Genomic DNA, 18,732 nt, shown 5'->3' on the forward strand with positions numbered 1-18,732 from the left:
TTGGGCTCAGTGAACGGACAACCCGCCGTCGACGAAGATCGCCTGTCCGGTGACGTAGCCGGAACCGCGGCCGGCCAGGAACACCGCCGCTCCGGCGAAGTCCTCGGCCAGGCCGTTGCGCCCGACCATCGTGCGCGTGGCCAGCGCCGCCACCTGCTCCGGGTCGGACGACAACCGCGCGTTCAGGGGGGTCAGGACGAAGCCGGGCACCAGGGTGTTGCAGGTCACACCGCGTGGTGACCACGCCTCGGCCTGCGAGCGGGCCAGCGACTCCAGTGCCCCTTTGGAGACCCCGTAGGCACCGCTCTGGACGAACGCCCGGTGCGCCTGCTGGGAGGTGACGTGGATGATCCGTCCGAAGCCGCGCTCGGCCATGCCGGGCCCGAACCGCTGGCCCAACAAGTAGGGCGCCTCCAGGTTCACCGCCATCGTGGCGTCCCAGACGTCTTCGCCCAGCTCGCCCATCGGCGGCCGCAGGTTGATCCCGGCACTGTTGACGAGAATGTCGGGCTCGCCGAACACGTCGGCGGCCTGCTCCGCCGCCGCGCGCACCCCGTCGCGGGTGCTCAGGTCGGCGCTCACCCGGGCCGCCCGGCAGCCGTCCGCCGCCAGTTCGTCGACCGCGGCGGTCAGTTCCGGCTCCCTGCGCGCCACGAGCACCACGCTCGCTCCCGCTCGCGCGAGAGCCCCGGCGATGGCGCGGCCGATGCCGGAACTGCCGCCCGTCACCACGGCGACCCGGCCGTCCAGGGAGAACAGTTCGGAGAGGTAGCTAGACGAGTTCATGTCCGCACCCTAGGCGGCTCGTCCACGGCAGCAGCGGCCGGGCGTCGCTGTTCGGAGCGGACGATGCGTCGCGCGGCGAGCTGCTTTCCCCATGTGCATGCGGACGGCACTCCCCCTGTGCGGGGGGGGGCGCCGTAACGCCGAGGTCAGCCCAGGCCGAACCAGCCGAGCACCGTCTGCACCAGAAGGATGGTGGACATCGCGGCGACACCGATGACCACGGCGGTGGCGGCGATGCGGTAGCGCGGGCCGTTGGCGGCGCTACCGAGGACCGAGCGGCGGTTGGTCAGCACCAGCAGGTAGATCAGGACGATCGGGCTGATCAGGCCCTGGAGGACCTGGGTGCCGATCAGCAGCTGGATGACGTCGACCGGAGTCATCGCCACCACCGCACCCAGGATGATCTGGGCGGTGAACAGGCCCAGGAACAGCGGGGCGTCGCGGAAGCTGCGTGAGACGGAGCGTTCGACGCCGGCTGCCTCTCCTATGGCGTAGCTGGCGGAGAGCGGGACGACGGCTCCGGCGAGGGCGGAGGCGCCGATCAGGCCGAAGGCGAAGAGGAGTTCGGCGTTGTGGCCGGCGACCGGTTTGAGGGCCTCGGCGGCCTGGGCGGCGGAGTCGAGCGGGCCGGTGCCGCCGATGGCGGAGGCTGTGGCGATGATGATCGTGAGGCTGATGAGGCAGGCGAAGACCGCGCCGAGGATGGCGTCGGCCCGGATGAGCGGGTAGTCGGCGGGCTTGGCGCCGCGGTCGACGACGCCTGCTGCGGCATAGAACTGCATGTACGGGCTGACCGTCGTACCGATCAGGGCGACCGCGAGGAGGATGAAGCTCTTGTCGGGCTCCATGTGCGGGACCACCAGGTGGTGGCCGACGGCGCCCCAGTCGGGGTGTCCGAGGACCATGGCGACCGGGTAGGCGAAGAACGCCAGCGACATGATGAGGAAGATGCGTTCGGCCCAGTGGTAGGAGCCGAACAGCACCAGCGCCCACAGCAGGACCGCGGCCGGTGGGATGACCGCCCACTTGGGGACGCCCAGCAGCTCGAACGCGGCGCCGATGCCCGCGAACTCGCTCACCACCAGGCCGGTGTTGGCCAGCAGCAGGCAGAGGACGGCCAGTGCGGTCAGGCGGAGGCTGAACTGTTCGCGGATCAGGGCACCGAGGCCCTTGCCGGTGTACGCACCGAGCCGGACGGCCATCTCCTGCACCATCACCAGGGCGACCGTGACCAGCACCATGAAGAACAGCGTGCCGTAAGTGAATTGGGAACCGGCCGAGGCGTAGGTGGCGATTCCGGCGGCGTCGTTGCCCGCGTTGGCGGCGACCAGGCCGGGGCCGGCGATCGCCGCGACCATGGTGATACGCCGCCAGCCGGTACGGCGGGCCGGTCGCTCCGCGGCTGGCGGCCCAGTAGCGACGTCAAGGTCACGGGTCACTGAAGAAACCTCCGGAAGTGCAGGCGCCCGCGATCGGGCAGCATCGCGTCGAGCAGGTCGTCGGCCAGAATGCGGCCGAGGGGCCGGTCGGTGTCGTCGACCACCAGGAGCGAGGAGGCGCGGGCGGTGACCAACTCGTCGGCGGCCTCGGCCAACGGCGTGTCGGCGTGGACGACAACCGGCGGGCCGAACTGGGCCAGCCAGGCCACCAGGTCCGCCACCGGCGAGGCGTCCTCGGCCACCGCCAGGTCGAACAGCCCGATGTCGCACAGCAGTCGGCCGTGCTCGTCCACGACGGCGACGGCATCGATCTCGGTGCGGTGCTCGGCCTGCTCGGCCAGCCGGGCACGGACCTGGGCGACGGTCTCGTCCGGGTGGGTGGTGACCAGCAGGGTGGTCATGGCGCCGCCCGCGGTGCCCTCCCGGTGGGTCAGCAGCCGGCGCAGCTCCGCCGCCTCGCCGCTGGGCATGCGGCGCAGCAGGTTCTCGCGCTCCTCGGCGGTGAGGTCGCGCAGGGCGTCGGTGGCCTCGTCCGGTTCCATCTCGTCGACCAGCCGGGCGGCGTGCTCGGGAGCGGCCTCGCGCAGCAGGTTCTCCAGCTCCGCCGGCTCCATCTCCTCCAGCGCGTCGGCGGCCTGCTCCGGCTCCAGCCAGCCCAGCAGCTGCTGGCGCTCGCTGCGGCCGAGGTCTTCGAGGATGTCGGCGAGATCGGCCGGGCGCAGCTGGTGCAGCGCGGCGCGGGAGGCACGCAGCCGGACCTCCGCGGGCCCTTCGGTCGCCTGCTCGCCGAACGGGGCGACCGCGTGCCAGTCCAGCACCCGCTCCGGAGTCGGCCGGGCCTGCCAGCGGCGCGGCCCGAGCCGACGCAGCAGCGTCGGCAGGGAGACGTCCACCCCGACGAGCACCACCTTGTCGACCAGCGGTGCCAGGTACAGGTCGGCCGCCCGGGTCACCTGCACGCCGTCCACGTCCACGAGCTGGTGGTCGAGGACGTCCCTGGCGAGCAGCACCTCACCGGGGCGCCGGGCGAAGTCCCGCATGTCGATCCGCGCGGTGCGCAGCCGTACGTGCCCGGCGTGTACGTTGCCGATGGCGTCCGACGCCAGGAAGGTGTGCCGCCGCCCTATTCGCAGGATCAGGCCGGTGACCGGCGGATACGACTCCTCGCCGTACAGCCGGGCGACCACGTCGACCACCCGGCCGACCTCCTCGCCGGCCTGGTTGGTGACCGGACCGCCCACCAGCCCGGCCAGCGAGACCAGCGAGGTGCGGACGGCTCTGGAGGCGGTGGCGCGGCGCTCCTGGGTGACCCGGCGGTCGCGCAGACGGGCCGAGGTGGACATGAGCAGCGTGTTGACGGACAAGGTGGACACCCCCTTGCCCCGGTATATCGGGGCACCGGGCGGCCACGGCAGCATGCTCTCCCCACGCCGCCGGACTCGGTCCAGGGGCCACCGGGCCTGATTCACCGGGCAGGTCCGCAAGGGGGCCGGGCGGGGTCAGGTCAGTGGAGGAGGGCGGGCCGCCTCGGGCCGCGAAGGGACAGTGAGGACAACGCGGGATGGGGCCGACTATGGCCCGGACTACTGTCCACTCTCGCCTCCTCCCGGTCCCGGCCGCGCTCACGACGTCACGGCCATATGGCAGGGCAGCCGGGCAGAGGCCCCGGCACACCCCAACTCGTCAGAGCTTTGGCACTCCACGGCGTGTCCCCTCAAGCACGGGGAAGCCACTTGGGGTCACCCCTTGGGCCGGGGAGACCTGTCCTGATCCGGAGCGTCTCTCGACGGGTGGGATCAGTGGCCTGTGTCCGTGAAGACGCCTCACCGAACGAGGTGTCTCATCAAAACCGGCTCAACGATACGCCCCCGCCCTCGCCCCCTCCCAATCCATGACCTGCGCTTGACCTCGCACCTACGGGACCGTGACCGTCTCGGTCCCTGTTTCGGGCCGGAGCTCGGTTGCGTCGGCGACGAGTCAGGGCCCGTCCTGAGCAACGAGCGAAATGCGCCATGGATCGCCCGGAGCCCGATGCCGCTGATGGCCGGGGTAGCTCCAGGACCCCGCCGGACCGGTTCACGGTTACCGTTTCGGTCGTGAAGTCCGGGTTGTCGGTGGTAGGTCGAAGGGATGGTTCACCACTAACGGGCGTGCTGCATCAGCCCGGAACGTCGTGATTCACAGCACGTGCGCCAAGCACACGACCCGTAGTTGCGTCGATGCGCAAATAGGTGCAGACTCTGAGAGGTTTGAAGAAGGCACCTCGTTCGGTGAGGCGTCTGCAACGGACACAGGCCACTGACCCCACGACGTCGAGAGACGCCCAGGGTCAGGACAGGTCTCCCCGGCCCAAGGGGTGACCCCAAGTGGCTTCCCCCGTAGGGGATTACGCCGTGCAGTGCCAAAGCTCTGACGAGATGGGGTGAACCGGCCCGGCAGGCCGGTCCGCTCCTTGCCGAGTCGTACGGCGCCCCCGCGCGCCCCGGCCGGGAGGAGGCGAGAGGCATGGACCATAGTTGCAGTAGTCCGTACCACGACCACGGGCGCCCCGTGAACGGGATCCTTATGCCTGCCTCGGCCTCCACGCCGCGGTAGCCACCTCTCCCCCACGCACCCACCGGTGCTCTCACCGGCTTTCGAGCGGCCAACCGGCCCGCTCTGGTGCGCGCCCCGTTCACGCGCGTCCTCATTCACCGCGCGTTCCGCACGTCGGACTGCACGCCCACCGGCACGCCATCACCGGCCCCGACGGTCGACGCCGACTCGACGCTGCCTCGAAGCCGACTCAACGCTGCCTCGAAGCCGGCCTGAAGGGGTCTCGGCGCTGCCTGGCTGTGCGCCCCCGGTCAGCGAGTGCGGCGTCGTTGTCCCGACCCATCCCAAGGAAACAGTCATGAAGCTCCACCACCGCTCGAACCGGCACGCACTGCTGGAGCGGCCTTCCCGGGTCCGCTGGTGCCGCCGGCCCGGTCCCCAGTCGCCGTCGTCCCGTCACGAAGTGCTGGACCTGCCCAGGGCGCCGGTCCACCGCGTTCGTGGACTGGTCGTCGACTGCGGGAGTCGTCACGTGTCACTCGACGGACGCCAACTGGACCTCACCTGCATGGAGTTCGAGCTGCTCACCCATCTGGTGGCTCACCAGCACCGGGTCTACAGCCGCGAGCAGTTGATGTCACTGGTATGGCAGCAGACACCCGCCGGAGACCTGCGCACGGTCGACGTTCACATCGCCCGCCTGCGCCGGAAGCTCGGTCCTGGACACCAGGGGTTGATCCGCACCGTACGCATGGTCGGCTACGCCTTCGACCCGTCGGCCACGCCCACGTCCCGCCGCTGAGCGGGGAGGACCGACGGTCCGCCCGCGCCTGTCGGTCCTCCCCGCCAAGTCGCCGAGATCCCAAGGAAAACCGATATGCGATTCCTGCCTCGTTCCCTTCGCAAGCAGACCAGGCACCCCGGGTCCGGTACGACGACGTCCCGGAGCCGCGCACTGGTCACCCTCCACGTGCGCTGCGACCGGCACGCCGAGAACAAGGTACGCGCGCTGTGCGTACTGGCCCTGAGCCAGCCCGGCGCCCGACTGGAGGCTCTGCGCTCCGCCCGGTACGACTCGGTCACCGCGCACCTGCACCTGACGGCCACCCTGGACGTCACGGAAACCGGACTGCTCGACCGGCTCGTCGACATGCTCTCCCGCGTTCCGTCCGTGCGCGACCTGCACTGGCAGCGTGACGACGGCGCCGACGGTCGCGCATCCGTCCCGGGAAGGGGGTCGGCCGGTGCAACCGCGCACTGACCACGACGGCGACCTGCTCCCGGTGTGTGCCACGAACGTGCCGTTCGCAGTCTCCGAAATCGCCGCCGTGACAGCGGCGTTGAAGGCGATTGCCGGTCCGGTCCGGCTCCGGTTGTTACAGGCGCTGGCCGACCGCGACCTCTCGATCGGCCAGTTGGCGGAGTACATCGGGGCCCCTTACGCGACCGTTTCCCAGCACCTCGCCCAGCTGCGTGCGGCGGGCCTGGTCACGGTGGCCGGCAGCGGAAGCCGCGTCCTGTACGGCACCAGCAACCCCCACCTCCCAGCCGTTCTCATGGCCGCTCGGCAGTTGGCCGCGCATCCCGTGCACCCCGCGCGCCCCGTCCGGCCCGCAGCCGGAGCCCCAGCCGGAGTCGGGTGAAGCACCGCGGACGGCAGGGAACAAGACGGCAGGGAACAGGGCAGACAACAACAGAACATATGGCGTCAGTGCGGCGTTCGGTGATGCGGGGATCTCCCGGATCACCGAACGCCGCAGGCGTGTGTCGGGTCCGATCTCCGGCAGCTGACGCCCAGTCAGGCACGGGAGCGAGCCGCACGGGGATGAACGAGCCGCACGGCGATGCGTCGAAGCGGTCCGGCGAGAAGGGCTTGCCGGACCGCTGTTTCCCGTGCGCAGGTGGTACGCAGGTGGAGGGAGTCAGGGCGTTACGTGCCAGTGGGCTTCGAGGCGTCGGCGGCCTTGGGGACCCGGGACGGTGTGCCAGTGGGCGTGCGGGCGGGCGGGGCGCTCCTCGGTGGTGGACTCGGGCACGGTCGTCGGGCCGGGGAGCGTGTGCAGGACGGCGTTGTCGAGGGGGCTGTCGGCGATGCGCCGGGCCGCGGTGGCCAGCGCGTCGAGGATGCTGCGGCCGGGGTTACGGCCGTGGATGGCGGTGCCAGTGCGGCGGATGTGGACAGCGGTGAAGACGGACATGTGGGAGTCACCTCCGTGGGGTGGCGCGGCAGTCGAGGCGGACTGGGCGGCGAGTGGGCGAACGGTTCGGCGGTGTGCGGCACTTGGGCGATCGTGCGCCCCCGATGCGAACGTGCGGCGCAAGGGCCGTATCAGGTGCGGCCGGCCCGGGCGGCGGCTTCGGTGACGCGCTCGGCGGCCGGCAGCGGCAGGTCGGCGAATCGGGCGAGCCAGCGGGTGTCGTGGCCCTGGCGGGCGAGGACGTAGGCGAGGTGTACGCGCGGTTCGTACGTGGCGTGCGGGCCCTGGGGCCGTGGGCAGCTGCTCGGGCCGTCGAGGAGGTAGTCCCGCTCGGTGCCGTCGTGCAGGGTCAATCGGATCCGCGGGCAGACGTGGCCGGTGGGGGACGGGCCGGGGCGGTGGTCGGTGGTGTGGCGGGGGTGTCGGGGCGGCGTGGTGGGCCGGGTGTCGGTGGGGTGCGGGAGCAGGCGCACGGTCCCTCCCTTCTTCGTACGGGGGTGTTGGTGGCGGCGGGTGGGGAGGTCCCGCCGCCACCGGATCGGGTGGGCGGTCAGCCGCCCATGGCGAGTTGGACGATGCGGACGATGACCAGGACCATCGCGACCAGCAGGTAGGTGCGCAGGGCGGTCAGGCCGATCTTGCGGCCGGTGGAGAGGATGGGGGCCGGCAGTTGGTCCAGCGGGGGCATCCGCCAGGTTTCCTTGCCGGTGCGGTCGATGGGCCGGCCGCCGCTGCTCCAGCCCTTTCGTCGGCGGCGCAGTTCGGCGTAGCCGAGGGCGAGCAGGCCGGCGACGCCGCAGATCGCCATGATGTCGAGGATCGCGGCGGAGGTGATGTCGGGGAAGAGGACGGCGGCGGTCAGGATGATGGAGAGGGTGACGAGGACGGCGACCACGAAGGAGGTGAAGACGTTCATGGCCTTGCCGTTGACCCACGGGCCCAGTACGGCACGGTCGTTGCACAGCAGGAGCAGGAAGACCGAGGCGGAGGGCAACAGGACACCGGCGAGGGTCTGGACGCCTTCGGTGAGCAGGCCCAGCGGGGAGCCGGGGATGATCACGATGATCGCGGCGGTGAGGATGAGGCCGGCGAAGACGGCGTAGAAGCCCTTGGCGCCCTTGATGCCGCGGTGCAGGGAGTGCTTGAGGCCCAGGACGTCGCCGAGCGCGTAGGCGGTGGACAGCGACACCGCCGAGGCGCCGATGATCGAGGCGTCAAGCAGCGCGATGGCGAAGAGCACGCCCGCGGTCCTGCCCGCGTACGCCTCCAGGCCGTGTGCGACGCCCGCCGCGTCGTCGAACTTCCCGAAGCCGCCGGTTCCGGCGAACGCGACCGCGGTGAAGCCCATCATGGCCGCGGCGCCGATGACCACGATGACGATGCCGAGCCACAGGTCGGCCTTCTCGTAGCGCATGAAGCGCGGGGTGATGCGCTTGTCGATGACGTAGGACTGTTGGAAGAAGAGCTGCCAGGGCGCCACGGTGGTGCCGACGATCGCGATGATCAGCAGCATGACGTCGGAGAGTCGGGAGTGGGCCGGCAGGCCGGGGACGACGAAGTCGTGCGCCATCTGCGAGGTGGCGGGGTGGGCGATGAAGTAGATCGGGATCAGCAGCAGGGAGCCCAGGCAGAGCAGGACCGCGGTGCGTTCGAAGCGGCGGAAGGAACCGGTGGAGGCGGCGACGATGACCACCGCGGCGGCGACCAGCACGCTGGCGGTCTTCGGCAGTCCGAGGTAGCCGACGGCGAGGGTGACGCCGATGAACTCGGTGACGATGGTCAGCGCGTTGAGCAGGAACAGGTCGATGACCGAGAACGCGCCCCAGAACTTCCCGAACCGCTCCAGGATGAGCCGGGCGTGCCCCACCCCGGTGACGGCACCGAGCCGGAGCACCATCTCCTGGTTGACGTACAGGACCGGGACGAGCAGCAGCAGGGTCCACAGCAGGCGGGTGCCGTAGTTCTGGCCGGCCTGGGTGTAGGTGCCGAAGGCGCCGGCGTCGTTGTCGCCGACCATCACGATCAGGCCGGGGCCGATGATCGCGAGCAGGGTCTTGAGCTTCGCGGTGAGGCCGTGGCGCGGGGCGGTGTCGTCCTGCTTGATGGTGCCCAGGGCGCCGCGGATGTCGCCGACGTGGGCGTCGTCGAGGACGGCGGTGCGGGGTGCCGCCGTGGTCGGGTTGGTGAGCATGGTTTCGGTCATGGAGGGACCTCCCGTTCCCCCGAGGGGGGAGGTTTTGGGCATGCGGGGGGCGACCCGTTGCCCTCGGCGCGCAGGCCGGCGGCCCGCGGCGGCGGCAGGCCGCACGGGTGCCGGGACAGGGGCGCGAGAAGCGCGCGGAGGGTGGTTACCGCATGCGGGAACGGAGCAGGGGCAGGCGGAGGTGGGGCCTACTGTGGCCCGGACTATGAGGACCGCGGTCCATGTCTCTCGCCTCCTCCCGGCCGGGGCGCGCGGGGGCGCCGTACGACTCGGCAAGGAGCGGACCGGCCTGCCGGGCCGGTTCACCCCATCTCGTCAGAGCTTTGGCACTGCACGGCGTAATCCCCTACGGGGGAAGCCACTTGGGGTCACCCCTTGGGCCGGGGAGACCTGTCCTGACCCTGGGCGTCTCTCGACGTCGTGGGGTCAGTGGCCTGTGTCCGCTGCAGACGCCTCACCGAACGAGGTGCCTTCTTCAAACCTCTCAGAGTCTGCACCTATTTGCGCATCGACGCAAGTAGAGTCGGAAGCCGGCCGCCGGCGCACGCCTCGACACCCGCCCCGCACCCGCCGAGCCCTGATCCGCAGCCTGCACCTCTCTCCATGTTTGCACGCATGCGCAAGTAGCCCAGAGGGGCGACCGCGCCGACACCGCATTTATTTGCGTATGGATGCAATAAGGGGCAGACTGCTCGCGGCACCCGTCCCGTCGCACTTCGGATGCGGCATCCGGCGGGCGCCATGGAACGGCATCACGGAACGGAGGCAGCCATGGGTCATGACCCCCTCAGTCCCCGCTGCCTCACCGGCAGCCACTGACGCGTCCGCCGCTCTCCCCCGCCGTCCGCGCGGCAGCCGAGGCCAGGTCCCTCGCGCCTCGCCCGTTCGCCCCGATCCCCCGCACGGGCCGTGGCACGTCCCCGCGACAGGCGCCCTTCCCCAGTCTGATTTCTCCCACACCGGGCCGGAAATCCGCCCCGCACCCGCACCATGGCCGTCCGCCACGGTCGCGGCGCCGGCGGTGCCGGGGCCACAGTGTGGTCGGAGGTTGATGTGATGTCGTCGTTCCCCACGCGCCCGGAGGTCGTGCGGGCCTCGCTGCCCTCCCGGGTCGCCGGCCGGATGTCCCGGATGGGCTGGGTGGACGTGGTGGTCGCCGCCGCCGTGCTGGTCCTGCTGTACGCCACCCTGCGGGTGGGCCAGGGCACCACGATCCGCTTCGCCACCGGCCAGAACGTCCACGTCGACACCGACCCCGGCCGACTGCCCTACGACGCCGCGCGCAGCCTGCTGCGGATGTTCGTCGCGCTCGCGATCTCGACGGTCTTCACCTTCGTCTACGCCGTGGCCGCCGCCCGCAGCCGCCGCCTGGAGCGGATCCTCATCCCGGCCCTGGACATCCTCCAGTCCGTGCCGGTGCTGGGCTTCCTCACCGTCGCGGTGACCGGGTTCGTCGCACTGTTCCCCGGCTCGATGCTGGGCCTGGAGTGCGCGTCGATCTTCGCGATCTTCACCTCGCAGGCGTGGAACATGACCTTCGGCTTCTACCACTCCCTCACCTCCCTCCCCCGCGAACTGGACGAGCTCTCCCGCTCGTTCCGCTTCACCCGCTGGATGCGCTTCTGGAAGGTGGAGCTGCCAGCGGGGGCGATCGGGCTGGTGTGGAACGGCATGATGAGCTTCGGCGGCGGCTGGTTCTTCCTCGTCGCCTCCGAGGCCATCAGCGTCAACAACCGCGACTACGCCCTGCCCGGCGTCGGCTCCTACGCCGGCGCGGCCATCGCCGACGGCGACCTGGGCAAGGTCGGCTGGGCGATCGTCACCATGGCCGTCATGGTCATCGGCGTGAACTTCCTCTTCTGGCGCCCGCTGACGGCCTGGGTGGAGAAGTTCAAGAACGAGCAGTCCGAGGCGAGCGAGGTCCAGCGCTCCTATGTCCTGGACCTGCTGCGCCGCTCCCACTGGCCCGCGCTGGCCGGACGCCTGCTGGGGCCCGTGGGGCGGGGGCTGGCCCGGGCGGGCCGGATCTTCGGCACCGACGACCGACGGCTCCTCACCGACCGGCGCCGACAGCGAACCGGCGACATCACCTTCGCCGTCGTGGCCGGCGGCATGATCCTGTGGGGCCTGACCGACCTCGTCGGCTACCTGCGCGACCGCACCGGGCTCGGCGTCTTCGGCGAGCCCCTGCTGCTGGGCCTGGCGACCCTCGCCCGGGTGGTCGTGGTGGTCGTCGGCGCCACCCTGGTCTGGGTCCCCATCGGGGTCCGGATCGGCTTCTCCCCGAAACTGACACGCATCGCCCAGCCGTTGGTCCAGATCCTGGCGAGCTTCCCGGCCAACTTCCTCTTCCCGCTCGCCGTCTGGTTCTTCCTCAGGACCGGACTGTCCCTGGACGTCGGCGGCGTCCTGCTGATGGCGCTGGGCGCCCAGTGGTACATCCTCTTCAACACCATCGCCGGCGCCATGTCCATCCCCACCGACCTCCGCGAGGCCATGGACGACCTGGGCATCCACGGCTGGCAACGCTGGCGGCGACTGATCCTCCCCGGCATCTTCCCCTCGTACGTCACCGGCGGCATCACCGCCTCCGGCGGCGCCTGGAACGCCTCGATCGTCTCCGAGATCGTCCCGTTCGGCGCCACCACCCTCACCGCCACCGGCCTGGGCGCCTACATCTCCCACGCCACCGCCCACGGCGACTTCCCGCACCTGATCGCCGGCGTCGCCGTGATGAGCCTGTACGTCGTCGGCCTCAACCGCCTCTTCTGGCGCCGCCTGTACCGCCTGGCCGAAACCCGCTACGCCGCCTGACCCGCTGCCCGACAGCCTTGGAGCCCCCATGGTCCTCAGCACCCTCCGCAACCTCCGCACCCGCCGGAGCGCCGCCCCGCAGCCGCACCGGGCCCGCCCGGCCGACGACGACGTCCTGCTGTCCGCCGAGGCCCTGACCAAGTCCTACGCCGGCGCCGACGGCGAACTCCCGGTCCTCACCGGCATCGACCTCACCGTCCGCGCCGGGGAGATCGTCGCCCTGCTCGGCAAGTCCGGCTCCGGCAAGTCCACCCTGCTGCGCTGCCTGGCCGGCCTCATCCCGCCCAGCAGCGGCACCGTGGCCTACCGCGGCACCCCGCTGACCGGCGCCAACCCCGGCACCGCCATGGTCTTCCAGACCTTCGCCCTGCTGCCCTGGCTCACCGTCCAGCAGAACGTCGAAATCGGGCTGGAAGCCCGCGGCGTCCCCACCGACCGGCGCGCCAAGGCCGCCCTCCAAGCCATCGACCTCATCGGCCTCGACGGCTTCGAATCCGCCTACCCCAAGGAACTCTCCGGCGGCATGCGCCAGCGCGTCGGCTTCGCCCGCGCCCTCGTCGTCGAACCCGACGTGCTGATGATGGACGAACCCTTCTCCGCCCTCGACGTCCTCACCGCCGAGAACCTCCGCGGCGAGCTGCTGGAACTGTGGGAATCGGGCCAGTTCCCCACCCGCGCCATCGTCCTGGTCACCCACAACATCGAGGAGGCCGTCCTGATGGCCGACCGCATCGTCGTCCTCGGCTCCCGCCCCGGCACCATCCGCGAGACCTTCGACGTCGCCCTCGACCGCCCCCGCGACCGCGACGCGGCCGCCTTCGAGGACCTCATCGACCGCGTCTACCGCACCATGACCGGCCGCCCCAAGGAAACCCGCCTCCCCGGCCGTACCGAGGCCATGGAACGGGAGAAGCGCACCTACGCCAACACCCCGCTGCCCACCACCAGCGTCGACGCCCTTTCCGGCCTCGCCGAAATGGTCGACCACCGAGGAGGCCGCTGCGACCTCGCCGATCTGGCCGAAGAACTCGGCCTGGAGATCGACGACATCCTGCCGCTCGTCGACGCCCTCGACCTCCTGGGGCTGGCCAAGATCAGCGAGGACGACCTCGTCCTCACCGAACGCGGCACCGCCTTCGCCGACGCCGACGTCCAACAGTCCAAGGCGATCTTCGCCCCCGCCGCGCTGGAGATCCCCCTGGTCAAACTGATCACCACCAGCCTTCGGCAGAACCCGCACCGCACCCTGCGCGCCGGCTTCTTCCGCGACCTGCTCGCCCACCACTACACCAGCGAGCAGATCGAACAGCAGCTGGACACCGCCACCGACTGGGGGCGCTACGCCGAGCTCTACTCCTACGACGCCGACCCCCAGGAGTACCGCCTCGACGAAGCCGGCACCCTGCTGTGAGCCGCGGCCGCTACTCCGCCGTCGCGGGCCGCCGGGCCCGCACCCGCCGACCGGCCGCCCCCGCCGGCCGTTCCTGCGCCACCGCGGCCGTCTCCCCCGGCCCGCTCACCGACCCGGCCGCCTCCGACGCCACCGCCGAGGCCACCAGCGACGCCTCCTCCAGCAGTCCCCGCACATGCGGGTCGGCCACCCGGTAGTAGATCCGCGTACCCTCCCGCCGGGTGACCACCAGGCCCGCCGTGCGGAGCTTCGCCAGGTGCTGCGAGACCGCGGCCACGTGCGCGCCCACCATCTCCGCCAAGCTGCCGACCGGAAACTCCTGCCGGCTCAGCGCCCACAGCAGCCGGTACCGCGTCGGATCGGCCACCGCCTTCAGCACTGCGATCGCACGCTCGGCCCCAGCCGCATCCCACGCCTCAACTTGCGCTCCCATGCAAATACCCTAACCCCACCACCGCCGCGCAAACGGTCCGCCGGAAGCACAACCGCCGCGCTGAAAAGCGGGCCGTCAGTTGGCCGGAGCGCTGGGCGACGCGCCGATCTGCTTGGCGTAGGTCTGGGCGTACTGCGGGATCAGTGCCTCGATCCGGCTGACGTAGTTCTTCGTCTCGGAGATCTGCGGGATGCCGTGGGCCTTGAGCACCGCGCCGGGGCCCGCGTTGTACGCGGCGAGCGCGAGCTGAGTGGGGTCGCCGGGAACGCCCTTGACCTGCTTGAACAGGTGGCACATGTAGGCGCCCTGGGCCGGGATCGCGTCGGCCGGGTTCCACACGTCGGCCTTGCCGTCGCCGGTGTAGTCCTTGCCCCACTCCGCCCAGGTCGACGGGTGGAACTGCGCGATGCCCTGGGCCCGGCCGGAATCCGCCTGCGGATTCCAGTGGCTCTCCGCGTCGAGTTGCGCGGCCAGCATCGGAACGCTCAGCTCCGGGCAGGTCTTGGTGGCCGACTGAATGGTCGCCAGATACTGCGCGGGAATGGTCGGCGGTGTGGGCGGCCGGGTCAGCCACCAGACGGCACCGAGGGCGACGACGACGAGTACGGCTCCGAGGACCAGGCCCGTCCGACGCCCTCGGCGGCCGTGGCGCCTGCCTCCGCTCTCCGCCGGAGAACCGCGGTGCGGCGCGGCGTGGTGCGACGACGCCTCCCAAGAGGGACCTGCGGGCTGGTGGCCTTGTCGCCGGTCCCAGCCGCTGTCCGTCGCTCCGGCTTGTCGTTCTTGCATGTGCCCAGTCCGTCCGGTCGGTGCATCCGGTTGATGTGTCGTTGACCGGTGGGACGCGTAGGACTCCGTGATAGTTGCAAGATCGCGCAACCGAGCCGGCGATTATGGGGATTGCCACACGAGGGAACCGGACGCGGCCGGCCGCCGTGACACGGCCGCCGGCGCCGCCGATGCGAGGGTTCCGGCCCGGACGGCCCCCGGAGAGCCCTGTGATCGCCGGGGCCTCGGCGATCCCTCCCGACATCCGGGCTCCCGCGGGGCAGACGCCCTGCTGGGCCGCTGGAGGGCTTGCCCTGGCGCGCCGCAGCACCGGTCGTTCCGATCGGGCGCGTGGTGCCTAGGTTGGGTGGCGTGGAGCGTGTCGTGCATCTGACCGGTCTTCTTCACCGCCCGCTGGTAGGCGGCAACGGCGAGGTGGTCGGCCGCCTCTCCGACGTCATCGTCCGGCTGCGCGGCCGGGACTACCCGCAGGTCACCGGGGTGGTGGCGCGTGTGGGCGGGCGCGAGGTCTTCCTGCCCGCCAAGCAGCTCGCCGACCTGGAGGGGAAGCCGATCACTCTGGCCAGCCCGCGGGTCGACCTCCGGCACTTCGAGCGGCGTGAGGGGGAGGTCCTGCTGCGCGCCGATGTGCTCGGTCACCGAGTGATCGATGTGGTCGACGTCGAGCTGGTCAGGGCCTATGACATCGAACTGGCACAACGGCCCGAAGGGTGGGTGGTCACCTGCCTCGACACGCACCGGCCGCCGCGCCTCCGGGGCGTGCTGGGCGCACGGGGCGGGCAACCCGACTGGCGGGACTGGAAGTCCTTCGAGCCGCTGATCGGGCACGCACGGTCCGCCCGGGTGCGCGGGCCGTTCGCGCGCCTCGGGCGACTCAAGCCCGCGGACCTCGCCGATCTGCTGGAGGACGCCAACCGCACCGAGTCGCACGAGATCCTCCAGACCGTGCACGCCGACCCCGAGCTGGAAGCCGACGTGTTCGAGGAGCTGGAACCGGACTCGCAGCTCCGGCTGCTGCGCGAGCGGACCGATACCGAGATCGCCGAGGTCGTCGCCCGGATGCGCGCCGACGACGCCGCGGATGCGATCAACGAGCTGCCACAGCACCGCAGGCAGCCGGTCCTCGACGCGCTCCCGGCAGGGCAGCGCACCAAGGTGCTCACTCTGATGGGTTTCAATCCCTCCAGCGCGGGCGGGCTGATGGCGCTCGACGTCCTCACCGCGACGGGCAACACCACGGTCGCCCGGGCGCTACGAGCAGCGGGTGAGGCCCGGACCCTGCAGCCCGAGGCCCTGACCAGCGTCTACCTCGTCGGGGAGGAGAAGCGGCTGATCGGCGTCGTCACCCTCGTGGAACTGCTCCAGGCCGATCCGAAAGGCCCGCTGGAAAACGTCGTGGACCGTGATCCGGTACGCGCCGGTCCCGACACCGACGTCGAGGACGTCGCCCTGCTCATGACCGACTACAACCTGCTCACGGTGCCGGTGGTCGACGACGAGGACCGCATCCTCGGCGTCATCACGGTCGACGACGTGCTGGACGCCGTCATCCCCGAGGACTGGCGCCGCCGCGAGCCCGCCCCGCGCCCGCCCCGCCACGCGGACGAGCCGGCCCCCGGCGCACCGCCGCACGACGCACCGCCCCACTCATGAGTGACCACGACCGGCCGCACGGGGCCCCGGAACATCCGGAACGGCCCGACCGCTCGAAACCTCCGCCCCGTTCAGAGCCGTCGGGCAGACCGGACCGGCCCGGCCGCCCGGCACCCTCGGCCCGCCCAGGAGCACAACAGCCCGCTCCTCCCGGCCCATCCGACCGCCCCCGCGTACCGGAGAAGCAGCCACGCCCGGCGGAGCCGGAGCCCCCGCAGCCACCGCCGGAGCGCCGCGCCGAGCGCCCCGAGAAGAAGACCGTCGCCCGCCCTGCGCCCCCGGTCCGCCCGCCGAGGGCCAGTGCCGTACTCGACGAGGCCCATCTCGGCGACATCCAAGGCGCCTTCGGTCGCGTCCCGCGCGAACACGTCGAGGAACGCCCCGGTTTCAAGGCCCGGTTGCTGACCCTCCTGGCGATCGTCGGCCCCGGCATCATCGTGATGGTGGGCGACAACGACGCGGGCGGCATCGCCACCTACGCCCAGGCCGGCCAGAACTACGGCTACTCGCTGCTGTGGGTCCTGCTGCTCCTCATCCCGGTCCTGATCGTCAATCAGGAGATGGTGGTACGGCTGGGCGCGGTGACCGGCGTCGGCCACGCCCGCCTGATCATCGAACGATTCGGCCGCTTCTGGGGCTGGTTCAGCGTCGGCGACCTGTTCCTGCTGAACTTCCTGACCCTCGTGACGGAGTTCATCGGCATCTCGCTGGCCGCCGGCTACCTGGGCGTCTCGGACTACGTCGTCGTGCCGATCGCCGCGGTCGTGCTGATCGGCGTGACCGCCAGCGGCTCCTTCCGCCGCTGGGAGCGCGCCATGTTCGCCTTCATCGCCGCCAGTCTGCTGCTGATCCCGCTGACCTTGATGTCACATCCCCGGTGGGCCCATGCCGCGCACAGCTTCGTCGTTCCGAGCATCCAAGGCGGTATCAGCAGCGAAGCGGTCCTGCTGATCATCGCGATCGTGGGCACCACCGTCGCCCCCTGGCAGCTGTTCTTCCAGCAGTCCAACGTGATCGACAAGCGCATCACCCCCCGCTTCATCGGCTACGAACGCGCCGACACCGTCATCGGCTCCGTCGTCGTCACGCTGGGCGCCGCGGCCCTGATCATGGTCGCCGACTTCGCCGCCCGGGGAACCAGCGCGTACCGGCACTTCACCGACGCCGCCGGCGTCGCCGAAGCCCTCGGCGGCCACGACCGCATCCTCGGCACGCTGTTCGCCATCGTGCTCCTGGACGCCAGCATCATCGGCGCCGCAGCCGTGACCCTGGCCACCAGCTATGCCTTCGGCGACGTCTTCAACCTCCGGCACTCCCTGCACCGCGGCTTCCGCCAGGCCAAACCCTTCTACACCTCCTACAGCCTGCTGGTCCTCGTAGCCGCCGCCGTCGTCCTCATCCCCGGCGCGCCACTTGGCCTGATCACCGAAGCCGTCCAGGCCCTGGCCGGGCTGCTGCTGCCCTCCGCCAGCGTCTTCCTGCTCCTGCTCTGCAACGACCCCGAAGTACTCGGCCCCTGGGTCAACCACCGCTGGTTGAACATGCTCGCCACCACCATCATCGCCGTCCTGCTGATGCTCTCCGGCACGCTGATGGCCACCACGCTCTTCCCCTCCGTCAACGTCACCCAGCTCACCGTCTGGCTCGCAGTCACCCTGGTCACGGCCCTGATCGCGATCGCTGTCGCACTACGCGTCACCCGCCGCCGAGCCCCCACTCCCCCGCCGCCCCCGATGACCCGCGCCGACAAGGTCGCCTGGCGCATGCCGCCGCTGGCACTGCTCAAGCCCGTGCGATGGTCCACCGGCACCCGACTCGGTATGACCGCCCTGCGCGGATACCTGATCCTCAGTGCCCTGCTCCTGCTCATCAAGGCGATCCAGCTCGGCAGTGCCTGACCGCCCCTCCCGCACCGATGTCAGCCGACGCCTTCGCGCTGGCGTGCGGCCCCGACGAGCAGCCGCACGGCCTCCTCCGGCAGATCGAGATGCTGGACGATCCACCGCACGTCGCGGCCGTGAGTGGCCAGCACCCAGGCGGCGTGGAACCGATTCGGATCAATGGCATCAGGGCCCACCAGCCACTGCCGGATGTCGTCGGCCGGGAAGCCTTCCAGCGCCTCGGCACTGAACCACGTCTCACCCTCCCGTCCCGGCCCTCGCGGATGCCCACCCCGCCGATGGCGTCTGCGCAGCACGTGCCACACCTCGCCGAACACCACCAACACGGCAGCGGCGGAGCCCAGCAGCACTCCGCTGATCACGGGGCGCTGCCCGGGGGTGGCGAGGACGAGCACCAGCAGCTCGGCACCGACCACGACCAGAACCGCCACCATGGCCATGACCTCGGCATTCCAACGACGGGGCACGATCCTCATGGGCATCTCACCTTCCTCTCCCATCGTGGCCCTCATGCGCCTCCGGTGTCGTGGCAGCGGCCCGGCTGGCGATCTCGCCGGCGGGTCCGTCCGT

Annotated in this window: 16 protein-coding genes and 3 riboswitches; of the genes, 7 read left to right on the forward strand and 9 right to left on the reverse strand. The window is 71.0% G+C overall.

Annotated elements, in window-relative coordinates; translation table 11 throughout:
- Nucleotides 1–6: 6 nt before the first annotated feature.
- The 3 genes from K2224_RS17435 to K2224_RS17445 form a co-directional block, all read right to left on the reverse strand.
- Nucleotides 7–786: an SDR family NAD(P)-dependent oxidoreductase gene (locus tag K2224_RS17435; protein ID WP_221907420.1), complete on the reverse strand. Its 780-nt coding sequence runs from the start codon at nucleotides 784–786 to the stop codon at nucleotides 7–9.
- A gap of 146 nt (nucleotides 787–932) precedes the next feature.
- Nucleotides 933–2,225, reverse strand: coding sequence for an NRAMP family divalent metal transporter (locus K2224_RS17440; RefSeq protein ID WP_260692728.1), 1,293 nt, complete (start codon nucleotides 2,223–2,225; stop codon nucleotides 933–935).
- A complete protein-coding gene (locus tag K2224_RS17445; RefSeq protein WP_221907422.1) occupies nucleotides 2,222–3,589 on the reverse strand; it encodes a magnesium transporter MgtE N-terminal domain-containing protein in 1,368 nt (455 codons plus the stop codon). The genes K2224_RS17440 and K2224_RS17445 overlap by 4 nt, the downstream gene beginning before the upstream one ends.
- Nucleotides 3,590–3,892: 303 nt before the next feature.
- Nucleotides 3,893–4,067: riboswitch (M-box (ykoK) riboswitch) on the reverse strand.
- A gap of 413 nt (nucleotides 4,068–4,480) precedes the next feature.
- Nucleotides 4,481–4,654: riboswitch (M-box (ykoK) riboswitch) on the forward strand.
- A gap of 464 nt (nucleotides 4,655–5,118) precedes the next feature.
- Between K2224_RS17445 and K2224_RS41400 the strand changes: the two genes are divergently transcribed.
- The 3 genes from K2224_RS41400 (at nucleotide 5,119) to K2224_RS17460 (ending at nucleotide 6,403) form a co-directional block, all read left to right on the forward strand.
- Nucleotides 5,119–5,562: a winged helix-turn-helix domain-containing protein gene (locus K2224_RS41400; RefSeq protein ID WP_221907424.1), complete on the forward strand. Its 444-nt coding sequence runs from the start codon at nucleotides 5,119–5,121 to the stop codon at nucleotides 5,560–5,562.
- A gap of 75 nt (nucleotides 5,563–5,637) precedes the next feature.
- Nucleotides 5,638–6,021, forward strand: a complete 384-nt coding sequence (locus K2224_RS17455; RefSeq protein ID WP_221907425.1) for a hypothetical protein — start codon at nucleotides 5,638–5,640, stop codon at nucleotides 6,019–6,021.
- Nucleotides 6,005–6,403, forward strand: coding sequence for a helix-turn-helix transcriptional regulator (locus tag K2224_RS17460; RefSeq protein WP_221907427.1), 399 nt, complete (start codon nucleotides 6,005–6,007; stop codon nucleotides 6,401–6,403). Before K2224_RS17455 ends, K2224_RS17460 begins: the two co-directional genes overlap by 17 nt.
- Nucleotides 6,404–6,682: 279 nt before the next feature.
- On the opposite strand, the gene K2224_RS17465 is transcribed toward K2224_RS17460, so the two are convergent.
- The 3 genes from K2224_RS17465 to K2224_RS17475 all read right to left on the reverse strand — a co-directional run bounded on the left by K2224_RS17465 (nucleotide 6,683) and on the right by K2224_RS17475 (nucleotide 9,161).
- A complete protein-coding gene (locus K2224_RS17465) occupies nucleotides 6,683–6,958 on the reverse strand; it encodes a hypothetical protein (protein WP_221907429.1) in 276 nt (91 codons plus the stop codon).
- A gap of 131 nt (nucleotides 6,959–7,089) precedes the next feature.
- Nucleotides 7,090–7,431, reverse strand: coding sequence for a hypothetical protein (locus K2224_RS17470; RefSeq protein ID WP_260692729.1), 342 nt, complete (start codon nucleotides 7,429–7,431; stop codon nucleotides 7,090–7,092).
- 77 nt (nucleotides 7,432–7,508) lie between these two features.
- Entirely contained in the window at nucleotides 7,509–9,161 is a 1,653-nt protein-coding gene (locus K2224_RS17475; protein ID WP_221907430.1) for an NRAMP family divalent metal transporter, read from the reverse strand.
- Between the two features lie 299 nt (nucleotides 9,162–9,460).
- A riboswitch (M-box (ykoK) riboswitch) is annotated at nucleotides 9,461–9,634 on the reverse strand.
- A 583-nt stretch (nucleotides 9,635–10,217) separates the two neighbouring features.
- On the opposite strand from K2224_RS17475, the gene K2224_RS17480 reads away from it, so the two are divergent.
- Together K2224_RS17480 and K2224_RS17485 are read left to right on the forward strand one after the other, a co-directional pair.
- Nucleotides 10,218–11,975, forward strand: a complete 1,758-nt coding sequence (locus K2224_RS17480) for an ABC transporter permease subunit (RefSeq protein WP_221907431.1) — start codon at nucleotides 10,218–10,220, stop codon at nucleotides 11,973–11,975.
- Between the two features lie 28 nt (nucleotides 11,976–12,003).
- Complete coding sequence (locus K2224_RS17485; protein WP_221907432.1) at nucleotides 12,004–13,386, forward strand: nitrate/sulfonate/bicarbonate ABC transporter ATP-binding protein; 1,383 nt, start codon at nucleotides 12,004–12,006, stop codon at nucleotides 13,384–13,386.
- 10 nt (nucleotides 13,387–13,396) lie between these two features.
- On the opposite strand, the gene K2224_RS17490 is transcribed toward K2224_RS17485, so the two are convergent.
- Together K2224_RS17490 and K2224_RS17495 are read right to left on the reverse strand one after the other, a co-directional pair.
- Entirely contained in the window at nucleotides 13,397–13,819 is a 423-nt protein-coding gene (locus K2224_RS17490) for a metalloregulator ArsR/SmtB family transcription factor (RefSeq protein WP_221907433.1), read from the reverse strand.
- Between the two features lie 75 nt (nucleotides 13,820–13,894).
- Nucleotides 13,895–14,608, reverse strand: coding sequence for a lytic transglycosylase domain-containing protein (locus tag K2224_RS17495; RefSeq protein ID WP_260692730.1), 714 nt, complete (start codon nucleotides 14,606–14,608; stop codon nucleotides 13,895–13,897).
- Between the two features lie 351 nt (nucleotides 14,609–14,959).
- Between K2224_RS17495 and K2224_RS17500 the strand changes: the two genes are divergently transcribed.
- A complete protein-coding gene (locus K2224_RS17500) occupies nucleotides 14,960–16,261 on the forward strand; it encodes a magnesium transporter MgtE N-terminal domain-containing protein (protein WP_221907434.1) in 1,302 nt (433 codons plus the stop codon).
- The gene (locus tag K2224_RS17505) at nucleotides 16,258–18,159 is read left to right on the forward strand and encodes a divalent metal cation transporter (RefSeq protein ID WP_260692731.1); all 1,902 of its coding nucleotides are present in this window, start codon (nucleotides 16,258–16,260) and stop codon (nucleotides 18,157–18,159) included. Before K2224_RS17500 ends, K2224_RS17505 begins: the two co-directional genes overlap by 4 nt.
- A gap of 20 nt (nucleotides 18,160–18,179) precedes the next feature.
- Here K2224_RS17505 and K2224_RS17510 read toward each other — a convergent pair whose 3' ends face one another.
- The gene (locus K2224_RS17510) at nucleotides 18,180–18,638 is read right to left on the reverse strand and encodes a hypothetical protein (protein WP_221907436.1); all 459 of its coding nucleotides are present in this window, start codon (nucleotides 18,636–18,638) and stop codon (nucleotides 18,180–18,182) included.
- Nucleotides 18,639–18,732: the final 94 nt, after the last annotated feature.

Source organism: Streptomyces sp. BHT-5-2 (assembly GCF_019774615.1).
Taxonomy (GTDB): Bacteria; Actinomycetota; Actinomycetes; order Streptomycetales; family Streptomycetaceae; genus Streptomyces.

Bases quoted from the DNA above. Each gene is read 5' to 3' on its own strand.
- K2224_RS17435 (WP_221907420.1), bottom strand. From the start codon at position 786: ATGAACTCGTCTAGCTACCTCTCCGAACTGTTCTCCCTGGACGGCCGG.
- K2224_RS41400 (WP_221907424.1), top strand. From the start codon at position 5,119: ATGAAGCTCCACCACCGCTCGAACCGGCACGCACTGCTGGAGCGGCCT.
- K2224_RS17455 (WP_221907425.1), top strand. From the start codon at position 5,638: ATGCGATTCCTGCCTCGTTCCCTTCGCAAGCAGACCAGGCACCCCGGG.
- K2224_RS17465 (WP_221907429.1), bottom strand. From the start codon at position 6,958: ATGTCCGTCTTCACCGCTGTCCACATCCGCCGCACTGGCACCGCCATC.
- K2224_RS17475 (WP_221907430.1), bottom strand. From the start codon at position 9,161: ATGACCGAAACCATGCTCACCAACCCGACCACGGCGGCACCCCGCACC.
- K2224_RS17480 (WP_221907431.1), top strand. From the start codon at position 10,218: ATGTCGTCGTTCCCCACGCGCCCGGAGGTCGTGCGGGCCTCGCTGCCC.
- K2224_RS17485 (WP_221907432.1), top strand. From the start codon at position 12,004: ATGGTCCTCAGCACCCTCCGCAACCTCCGCACCCGCCGGAGCGCCGCC.
- K2224_RS17490 (WP_221907433.1), bottom strand. From the start codon at position 13,819: ATGGGAGCGCAAGTTGAGGCGTGGGATGCGGCTGGGGCCGAGCGTGCG.
- K2224_RS17495 (WP_260692730.1), bottom strand. From the start codon at position 14,608: ATGCAAGAACGACAAGCCGGAGCGACGGACAGCGGCTGGGACCGGCGA.
- K2224_RS17505 (WP_260692731.1), top strand. From the start codon at position 16,258: ATGAGTGACCACGACCGGCCGCACGGGGCCCCGGAACATCCGGAACGG.
- K2224_RS17510 (WP_221907436.1), bottom strand. From the start codon at position 18,638: ATGAGGATCGTGCCCCGTCGTTGGAATGCCGAGGTCATGGCCATGGTG.